Origin of the sequence: Nonomuraea mangrovi (assembly GCF_042681425.1) — a bacterium.
In the GTDB taxonomy this organism is placed as follows: domain Bacteria; phylum Actinomycetota; class Actinomycetes; order Streptosporangiales; family Streptosporangiaceae; genus Nonomuraea; species Nonomuraea mangrovi.
Genome location: NZ_JBHUFV010000072.1, coordinates 1 through 9424, shown reverse-complemented (window position 1 = coordinate 9424; position 9424 = coordinate 1). Strand labels below are relative to the sequence as shown.

8 protein-coding genes and 2 pseudogenes are annotated in these 9424 nt (G+C 69.4%); 5 read left to right on the top strand and 5 right to left on the bottom strand.

Translation table 11 applies throughout. The features are described from left to right. Nucleotides 1-37: 37 nt before the first annotated feature. Nucleotides 38-545: pseudogene (locus ACFSKW_RS45365) on the top strand (transposase); the annotation flags it as partial. On the opposite strand, the gene ACFSKW_RS45360 reads toward ACFSKW_RS45365, so the two are convergent. The 4 genes and pseudogenes from ACFSKW_RS45360 to ACFSKW_RS45345 form a co-directional block, all read right to left on the bottom strand. Further along, nucleotides 508-759, bottom strand: coding sequence for a Tn3 family transposase (locus ACFSKW_RS45360; protein WP_379580810.1), 252 nt, complete (start codon nt 757-759; stop codon nt 508-510). The pseudogene ACFSKW_RS45365 and the gene ACFSKW_RS45360 overlap by 38 nt on opposite strands. After that, nucleotides 737-949, bottom strand: a pseudogene (locus tag ACFSKW_RS45355) (Tn3 family transposase); the annotation flags it as partial. The pseudogene ACFSKW_RS45355 and the gene ACFSKW_RS45360, both read right to left, overlap by 23 nt. A 110-nt stretch (nt 950-1059) precedes the next feature. Further along, nucleotides 1060-1413: a hypothetical protein gene (locus ACFSKW_RS45350; protein ID WP_379580808.1), complete on the bottom strand. Its 354-nt coding sequence runs from the start codon at nt 1411-1413 to the stop codon at nt 1060-1062. A gap of 21 nt (nt 1414-1434) precedes the next feature. Next, nucleotides 1435-3198, bottom strand: a complete 1764-nt coding sequence (locus ACFSKW_RS45345) for a tyrosine-type recombinase/integrase (RefSeq protein WP_379580807.1) — start codon at nt 3196-3198, stop codon at nt 1435-1437. 313 nt (nt 3199-3511) lie between these two features. On the opposite strand from ACFSKW_RS45345, the gene ACFSKW_RS45340 reads away from it, so the two are divergent. Both ACFSKW_RS45340 and ACFSKW_RS45335 read left to right on the top strand, forming a co-directional pair. Beyond that, nucleotides 3512-4072 carry an RNA polymerase sigma factor gene (locus ACFSKW_RS45340; RefSeq protein WP_379580806.1) on the top strand — a complete coding sequence of 187 codons (561 nt, stop codon included), beginning with the start codon at nt 3512-3514 and terminating at the stop codon, nt 4070-4072. After that, entirely contained in the window at nt 4069-5115 is a 1047-nt protein-coding gene (locus ACFSKW_RS45335) for a CU044_5270 family protein (RefSeq protein ID WP_379580805.1), read from the top strand. The genes ACFSKW_RS45340 and ACFSKW_RS45335 overlap by 4 nt, the downstream gene beginning before the upstream one ends. A gap of 257 nt (nt 5116-5372) precedes the next feature. Here the strand turns inward: ACFSKW_RS45335 and ACFSKW_RS45330 are convergent, their stop codons facing one another. Beyond that, entirely contained in the window at nt 5373-6533 is a 1161-nt protein-coding gene (locus tag ACFSKW_RS45330; protein WP_379580809.1) for a Tn3 family transposase, read from the bottom strand. Nucleotides 6534-6553: 20 nt separating this feature from the next. Here ACFSKW_RS45330 and ACFSKW_RS45325 point away from each other — a divergent pair, with 20 nt between their 5' ends. Next, on the top strand, nt 6554-6679 hold the full coding sequence (locus ACFSKW_RS45325) for a hypothetical protein (protein ID WP_379580804.1): 126 nt from the start codon (nt 6554-6556) through the stop codon (nt 6677-6679). 69 nt (nt 6680-6748) lie between these two features. Continuing rightward, nucleotides 6749-9424, top strand: a 2676-nt coding sequence (locus ACFSKW_RS45320) for a hypothetical protein (RefSeq protein WP_379580803.1), incomplete at its 3' end; no start/stop codon positions are given.

The following is a 9424-nucleotide window of genomic DNA, read 5'->3' as shown; positions in this document are numbered from 1 at the left end:
TTAACCTGCATAAACAGGATCACGCGAAGATCGATTCATACACCACGTCCGTGGACGTGACCGACGGCCGCCGGTCAACCGGCGAGAGGAGCGGCAGCGGTTCTGGCGTTTGATCGCCAAAGGGCTGCAGAGTGAGGAGGCGGCGGTCGCGTGCGGCGTGTCGATGCCGCTGGGACCACGGTGGTTTCGTGAAGGTGGCGGCATGCCACCGATTAGCCTTGATCCGTCCTCGGGCCGCGGCCTGTCGTTCGCCGAGCGTGAGGAGATCGCCATCTTGCGCGCGCAGAAAGTGCGGGGTGCGGGAGATCGCCCGCCGTCTGGGGCGGGCACCGTCGACGATCTCGCGGGAACTGCGGCGCAATGCGGCCACCCGCGGTGGCCGTCTGGACTATCGCGCCTCGGTCGCGCAGTGGCACGCCGACCGCCAAGCTCGTCGCCCCAAGCTGTGCAAGCTGGCCGTCAACGACGCACTCCGGCAGTATGTGCAAGGCCGGCTCGCCGGTCAGGTCACCATTGCAGATGGCGGCGCCGTGCCTGGCCCGGACGTACGGTGGATCGGGCGTCGTCGGTGAGTAGGGCAGTCGGGATGGGGATCACGAACCGCATCCCGTCGACTGCCGCGATCATGCCGCCGCCCCAGGCCTGGGCGAGAGGCAGCCTGGCCTGCCAGGCGACCAGCGGCGCGTCGGCCAGGCTGAGCGGTCTCGGGCCGGAAGTAGTTCTGGAAGACGTGCGACAAGCGTGAGCGCTCCAGGGCAGGCACGCCGGTCTTGGCGATCGGCCGATACCCGACGTTCATGGAGTGCGCGGCCAGGCATGCCGCGATCGAGGTTGGCAGGTCCTCCAGCCGGGACCGGCCGCCTGACACCGCGGTGAACGCCTCCACCATTTGTGGCTCCCAGGTCATCACTTCCAAGATGACCTCGGGTAGGTCCACCCGCGGCAGCATCGCCCGCCGTACGGTTGCGCAGGTCGACCAGCGACGGTGGCTCCTCGACGGCCTTCACGCCAGTCAGGTGGATCTTTCCTGCGTCGTCGATCCGCACCTCGGTGTTGGCGTCAAGCCGCCCGCTGACTTCCGATAGGCCGCGTCCAGGGCGCGCGTGTGGTCAGCCAGCAGCGCGTCCGGATCGTCTGGGTGAGCACGTCCACTCGGACCGCCTCCCACGCCTTGCCCTCCAACAGCCTGGCCTGAGGATTGCGCCACCGGGTGGAGCGTGGGCGGGGTGGCCGAACACCAGACGCTTCCACGGGCCGCTCACCACGGCTGCCTCTATGAAGGCGGCCGGGGATCAGCGGCGCGGTCAGCCGGCTGCGATAGGCCAGCACATCCGGCAGCTTGTGCATCGCCGCCAGTACTACCACCCCTTCGGCGTTCGCGCCGAAGCAGATCGTCTTGGGCAACAGCTTCAAGAATCCCGACACCGTGGCGTATCAGCCGACCAGTTCACTACGCCAGTCCTCGGGATCTTCCGCGTCGGCGGGCAGCACGTTCTCACTCACCAACACCAGCGCGGCTCGCAGTTCCGCCCGTGAGACCACCGCCTCGATCGCCTCCCAGACCTCCGCGACCCGCGGCTCCTCCTCCGGGCCGCCCCAGGAGTCGGAGTCGAACAACGCCTCCACCGCCACCGCCAGGCGGGCCGAGGCCTTGGCCAGTTTCGGGTGCTTGCGGATCTTCTCCTTGTCCGCGGCCGTCTGCGCCTTGTTCAAGAGCTCGGTCGTCATCAGCAGATCCAGCAGTTCCAGGGTGTCGTCGATCGACTTCGCCTCCAGGAAGGCGACCGTGGCAAGCAGCGTCGCCAACCGGCGGCCGTCGCGGTGGCGGCGAATCTGCGAGGCATCCGCGCTCATCCCGTACTTGGCCAGCTCCGCCAACCGACGCGGCGGCACCAAGCGATCGGCGCCCAGCTCGCCCATGCCCAGCCCCATGACCTCCGCGACCTGGTCCAGCGCTTTGATCAGCGTCGGTCCGGACCCGCGCGGGACCGGTCCCTTGCGCCAGCGCTCCAGGTCCGAGATGCGCGATCCCGGCGGCACCTCCAACAGCTGGTCCAGCACGTAGCGCTGCCCCACCGTCAACAACCCCTCCAGCACGCCCCACAATCGTCGGGTCGTCTCATCACGCACCCGTGCCAGCGTCGTCACCCCAGGCAGTAGCACGTCGCGTTCCCGCACCCATCTCACCGCATCGGTGAAGATCGCGGAGGATTCATCGAACCCATCTCTGACCTGCGCTGATGACGCAAGAGGGTGCGACGGCCCTGAGCGGTTTGTCGTCAGTGGATCGTTTGGTCGCGGCGTCGGCGGGCGGCGCGGATCTCGGCGTCGGCGACCTTGTCGTCCAGCAGTGCGCAAAGCTGGGTGGCCGAGGCGGCGGCGAACGGCCTCGATGGACACCCCGGCGTTGATGAGCTCGGTGGCGTGGGCGTGCCGCAGTTGATGGATGTCGATCTCGACGCGTGCGGCGGTGCAGTAGTTCCGCCGGCGGTGGTGAGCGGCGTCGTAGGACAGCGGTCCGCCGCGGCCGTTGATACCGGCGCGGAACAGTGGCCCGGCGGTGTAGCCGGCGCGGGCCAGGTAAAGCTTGAGCAGGGTGACGTAGCCGCGGTCGTCCAACAGGACGGTGCGCACGCTGCCGCCCTTGCCGTGGATACGGACGTGTTCGTCGTCCAGGCGCAAGTCGAGGTCCTCCACGTACAGGCCGCACACTTCGAAGGCGCGGGCGCCGCAGACGTAGGCGGTCTCGAACAGCACCCGATCCCGCAGCCGGTCCAGCGACAGATCTTTGCGCGGCCGCCGCGAGCAGATCACGGCCATGACCTTGGCGACGTCGGTGGCCGACGCTGGGCGGGGCAGGTTCTTGGGCACCTTGACAGTGTCGATGCGGTCCATCGGATTGGCGGCCAGGAGGTCGTGGCGGACGGCCCACTTGGCGAAGGAAGCGATGGCGGCGCGCTTGCGCTTGCGGCTGGCCGACGACAGGTCGGCGAGCTCGGCCAGGTAGGCGCGGACGGGCGCAGCGGTCAGCTCGCCGATCTCCTCGCCGTGGTGGGCGGCGAAGGCGATCAGGTCGCCGCGGTAGGCGCGCCGGGTGTGCGCCGACTTCCCGGCGTTGGCCAGGTCGGTGAGGAAGTCATCGAGGTGCCGGGCGAGCGGGTGGGAGCGGCCGAGCTGCTCGGCGATGACCGGATCCACCGTGCCGACCTCCCTGATCCGCCGGGTTGCCAGATAACCGGGAAACGAAGCCTCCGAAGTGAGGGACGCTCGCCCAGCTCGCGCTAGGTCAGTGATCGCTATCTTGCCTGATAACGCTGATTATCTAAGAACTGGTCGAGCCCCGGGCCCCGATCACAACCCTGAGGGCGTTCCCGTCCTCGGGCACCTGCGTCAGCAGTGTCGGTGTCCGGTTGATGCGCTCCAGCTACACCAGCCCCGGCGACGGTATGGCGTCCGGACTGCAGGGTGAGTAGCGCAAAACTGCTCATTGCCAGCTGCCACATTCCGAAAGGTGCCGGACATTTACCAGGTGTCCGGCACCTTTCGGCAAGGAGACTCTGTGACACACCGAGATCGCTTCGAAGCGGTCTATGACGCGTACTACCCGGCGATACACCAGTACGCCGCCCGCCGCACCGGTTCGCCCGACGACACGGCCGACGTCATCTCCGAGACGTTCCTCACCGCCTGGCGGCGCATCGGGGATGTGCCCGAGGGTGAGGAGGCGCTGCTGTGGCTGTACGGGGTGGCCCGCCGCGTACTGGCCAACCAGCAGCGCGGCGATATGCGCAGAGCTGTGCTCACCGAGCGGCTGCGCGCGGAACTGGCCGCCGACCGGCCGGTCGGACCGGTCGATCTGGACCATGTTCGCGCCGCCTTCGACGGGTTACCCGAACGCGACCGCGAGGTCTTGGCGCTGGCCTGCTGGGAGGGCCTGACCAGCCAGCGGATCGCCAAAGTTATGGGATGTACGGCCATTGCCGCCCGGACCCGGCTGCATCGGGCGCGCAAACGGATGGCAGCGGCGCTGGAGCGGCAGGCGTCCTTGACAATCGCGATGGGGGAAGCATGAGCGACATCGACAACCTGGTGAGGGCCATCGACCCGGCACCACACGCGCCGGATCAGGGGCCCGGCGCGCGCGAACTGCGTGAGGCGATCATGGCGACCCAGGCGCGCCCAGGCCGGACGGCCCGGCGTCTGCCGTGGCGGGCCGGTGCCATCGGGCTCGCCGCGGCCGCGGTCGCGACGGCGGTCTTCCTTGGCCAGGCCACCCTCACCGCAGCGCCCTCTCCCACGGTCACACCCGGCGTCACCTCCCTGTCGGGCACGTCGATCTTGCTGGCTGCCGCTGCCAAGGCCGAAGCCGCCCCAGAAGGCGCCTACTGGCATCTCAAGCAGCTGTACGTGGGCTCGGCGGGACCGTACGGCCGGAACGGCAACACCTACCGTCTGGAAACCGCATACCTCTCGGAGACGTGGGTGGCCAAGGATGGCCGAGGCTGGATCGGCCGCAGGCAGCTGGCCGCACGTCCCCTGGATGTGGAGGCATGGCGCCGGGACGGCTCGCCGACCGAATGGGAGATGGGGAAGGACGGCGGCGTCTACTCCACCTCGCCAGGTCAGGGCACGCTCACCCGGCTCAAGGGGAAGCGGAAGCTCTACTGGAGTGCCATGCCCATGACCCTGAAGGAGATCGAGGCGCTGCCCGCCGACCCCGAAGCGCTGAAGAAGCGGGCCGCTGAGGCGATCCGTAGCGATCAGGATTTCGCCGGTTCGGTGGAGGACGGCCTGCCGCCCACCTTGGCATCACTCCTGTACGAACTGCCCGCCTCCCCACAGGTGCGTAGCACCGCCTACCAGGCGCTGGCGACGCTGCCCGCAGTGCGGGTCGAAGGCCGGACCACCGACCCGCAGGGGCGGCCGGGCGTCTCCGTGACCTTCCCGATCCAGCAGGGCCAATCCACCCAGGGCAGACTGATCATCGACCCCGACACCTCCAGGGTGCTGACCTTCGAACTCACCGGCGGCATGCCACAGGTGAAAGACCGGGTCAACAGGGTGCTGGAGTCCGGCTGGACCGACAGCCGGCCATCCCCGCCCTCCGCCGAGTGAAGGCCACCAGGCTGGCCGGCCGCGGCGCGAGCCCGCCGGCCGGCCCGGCTACATCCGCCCTCGGTGAGGGGATGTGAGCGGCAAGCGGTGATGAGGTGGAGCCGGATGTCCCTGTCCAACCGGAACCGGCCGTAGAGCTACACGCGGGGGCCAGAACAGAGGCTGAGCCTGCGGCGGTCTTCAGGGGTGAGCCCCCGCTCATACGGCCCCGCACGCCGACAGGCGGCCACGATCATGGTTCTTCCAGGGTTCGGGCATCAGGGGTTGATCAGGAAGGTGGTGCCTGACTCGTTCACCAGGGTTGGCCGCAGCGGTCGCCAGCCGTCGTCCAGTTTGCCGAGTTCGGCTTCGATGTCGACCTCGATGAAGCCGAAGAAGTCGATGTTCTCGCGGTGGCCGGGGGCGATGAACGACAGCAGTTCGTCGGGGACTTCGCGGACCTGGACGCGCAGTTCCTTGATTGCCATGCCGTAGTACTCGGTCGTCCACGTGATCACTGCGTTCGTCAGGATCGTAACGCACCATGCCTGCTCGGTCTGGTCTTGCAGGTGGGGCCGGACGATGGTGCCCTGCTGGGCGTAGTGCAAGTCCCGGCACAGCGCGTGCAGCGATTCGCCCTTGTTGAGCTGCCGGGAGATCTTGCGTCGATAGACCGGATCCGAAAGGTAGCGCGCGGCGTGGATGGTGCGGCGCATCCGCCTCCATTCCTTCAACGCCGCGGCCAGGGTGTTCTGCCGGGAGGCGGCCGACCACTTCCCGACGATGAGTGAGGCGGTGGCCTCCCCGAACTTCAGCGATCCGCCCACCCGCAGCAGGTCGGGGTAGCACTCGCAGATCAGGTCCTCGTTCCACCGGTCGGCCAGCAGCGGCCCGGCGTGCGGGTAGAGCGCGTTGGTCGCCGCCGGGGTGTCGACCCGCAGCATGGTGATCCTGCCCAGATCGCGCATCCTGGGGGTGAGGACCTTGCCGACCAGATCGAACAACCCGAAGTTGACCAGCGTGGCGCCGTGGGTATCGGTCGCGTGCTCGTGGATCGGCAGATCGGTGGCGTTGCCGAGCATCTCGTCCAGGGTGTAGTGGCCCTCGCGGGTGGTTGGCACGATCTGCTTTGTGCCGTACGTCGACCACTGGTCGGAGACATGGGTATAGGTCGACAGGACCCGGCCGCCGTGGATGGTCATGTCCCGGGCCGTCAGGCTCTTGCCGCGGACGGGGATGCACTGCCCGTCCGAGGAGCTCATGGTGCCGCCGCCGAACTTCTTGGCCAGCTCCAGCTTGTAGTGGTGGTTGACCAGGACCGTGTTCGCCTCGCGCAGCGTCTCCCGCACATACCACTCCTGGGTCCAGGCGAGGGTGTCATAGGACACCCCGCACGCTTCCGACATGCGGGTCAGGCCCAGGTTGGTGGCCCCGGCGATCAGGACGGCCAGGATTGGTCGTGGCCCTCGCGGGAGTCGTGGGCTGTGCGATCTGCCTCTTCCAGCGCAAGTGGCGGCAGGCTCCCCGTTTCGGCGCCCTCATCGTGGCCATGGTGATGCTGCTGACGATAGGCACGGGCTGGTGAAGACGCGCCCGTGACGGAACCCGATCTCCGTCCGGCGCGTTGGGCTCGGTGATGAACGAGATTCCTGGTTTGACGGAGTTGGTCGCGCGGCTCACCTCCGATGAGCACGGCTTCGTCGCCGTCCTCCCCGAATTGGACGGCGTCGAGGGGTTCGGCACCACCGCGCTGGCCGCCGCCGCCTGCCATATCCCGGAGGTGGCCGAGCATTTCGGCGACGGCATCGACTGGCTCACCGTCGGCGCGGCCCCGCCCCACGTCGTCGAGTCCCTCGTACGCGACCGGCTGGAGTCCTTCGGCGTCCCGTGGATCACGGCGGACGCCGAGCCCGATTTCGAGGAGCCCGGCACTGGCCTGCTCGTGCTCGACGGGGTGCGGACCGCCGAGCAGTTGCGCGCCTGCCTGAGCCTGACCTCGGACGTCACCGTGCTGGTGACCGCCAGGACCGCGGACATCCTGCCCGGACTGCCGTCGATCATCCGGCTCAAGGTCCCTGACGGAGGCTGGCCCCTGCTCGCCAGGCTGTCCGGATCGCTGGGGACATCGGTGGACGACGCGTTCGACCTCGCCGATCCGGCCGCCAGGGCCTACGCCGTACGGAAGGTCCTGGACGCCGGGCTACCGTCGCTCTCGCCGGGGGCGCTGCCGCGTCTGCTGGAGCTCGGTGCCTTCGCCGCGGACAGCGACATCCCTGCGAGCATCGTCCCCGCCGTGTGGGAGCGGACGGCGGGCCTGTCGAAGGGGGCGTCCGAGCGGCTGCTGGCCGAGCTGTGCGAGGCCGGGCTAGCGGATCACCGCCCCGACCGCGACCTGCTGCTCGTACCCGACGTGGTCCGTGACTACCTGCGCCAGGCATCGAGCGGGGAGGTCGTCTCCCGAACCGCCAAGGCGCTGATCGGCACCTTCACGGACGTCGAGGAGGCGATCGTCGAGGAGACGGTCACGGGCGAGGCCGTCATGTACTGCCTCGCCCACCTGCCCGACCACTACGTGGCGGCCGGGGAGGACTTGGCCGACCTGATGACCCAGACGGGCTGGATCGCGTCCAAGCTCGCCTCCCTAGGCATCGCCGCCGTCGACCGTGACCTGGCCAGGGCAGGCGCTCCCGAGGCGGAACGGCTGCGCCGTACGCTGGCCAGGAACGCGCATCTGTTCACCCACGGCGACCGCGGCGCGCTCCTGCCCACCCTCGCGGCCCGCCTGTACGGCAACGCCGGCGAGCTGCGCGAGATGCTCCACGCTGCCGGCGAGCCGTGGCTGGACTGCCTGTGGGCGCCGCCTGACCTGCCCCATCCGGCGCTCGTCCGGACGATGCGGCTCAACGACGAGCGGGTGACCCAGGTGGCCATCAGCCCGGACTCCACCTGGATAGCCGGCGCGAGCTGGGAGGGCAAGGCCAGGATCTGGAACCTCGACGGCAGCCTGCGCGCGACCCTCAGCGGTCACGAGGACGCCGTCTCCTCGGTCGCGATCTCCGCCGACGGGACGTGGCTGGCCACCGCGAGCTGGGACCGGACGGTACGCACCTGGCTGGCCGACGGCACGCCGATCGCGGTCATGGAGGCGGCCCACGGCGAGGTGCAGCAGGTCGCGATCGCCCCCGACGGCACCTGGATCGCCGCGGTGACCGACGACGGCAGCCTGATGGCGTGGAGCGACACGGGCAACCCGCTGTGGCGCGTGCAGGCGCAGGCCGACGAGCACTCGAAGATCGCCATCGGCGCCGGCAGCGCGTGGGTGGCGCATCCCTGCGAGGATGGCATCCGCGTCTGGAACAGGGACGGCACGCAGCGGTGCGCCATCCCGCTGTCAGAGGATCTGCAGGTCGCAGAGGTCGTGGCCCATCCGCTTCGAGACGCGATCGTGGCACTCCACATGGACTCCCGCGCGCGCTGCTGGAGTCCGGAGGGGGCGATGGAGGGCGTGGTGGAACCCGCTCTCGACGACTGTTCCGACATGGCGATGTCGTCCGACGGCCGGTGGCTCGCCGCGTCCGTCAACCGCCCCGAGGGATTCGTCACGGCCAGGATCGACCGGCCGCGAGAGGAGATGGGGTTCGTCGCCCGCCACGCCCTTGTGAACGACCTGGCCGTCAGCCGGGACAGCACGCTGCTGGTGACCGCGATCGAGCCCAGCACGATCCAGGTCTGGGACCCCGCACGATTCCCTGCCCGGGGCGAGGACCACCGTCGCACGATCGCCAACGCCGTGGCGGTGGCCAGGGACGGCACCTGGCTGGCCACCGCGGGCACCGGGTTGTCCTTCTGGGATTCGGCGGGCGGCCGTACGGCGACCGTGGCGGAGGAGACCTTCTTCACCTCGGTGGCGATCTCGCCCGCCGGCCGCTGGCTCGCGACCGCCGACTCCGACGGCCTGGTCCGGCTCTTCGAGCGGGACGGCACGCCCATCAGGACGCTCAAGGTGTGCGACGACTGGGTCGACACGGTGGCCATCGCCCCCGACGGCTCCTGGCTGGCGGCCGGCGGCCGCGACGGCCGCGCCAGGCTGTGGTACGCCGACGGCACCCCACTGACCACCATCAAGACGTCGGTGGAGGCCGTGAAGCACCTGGCCATCGCCCCCGACGGCACCTGGATGGCCACGGCAGGCTCCGACCGGATGGACCTGTGGGACGCGCAGGGCAGGCGGCTGGCTCCCACGCTGGAGACGCCCTCGTTCGTCGGTGGCCTGGCCATGGCGCCCGACGGTGAGTGGGTGGCTGCCGTGCACTGGGACGGCGGCATCGCG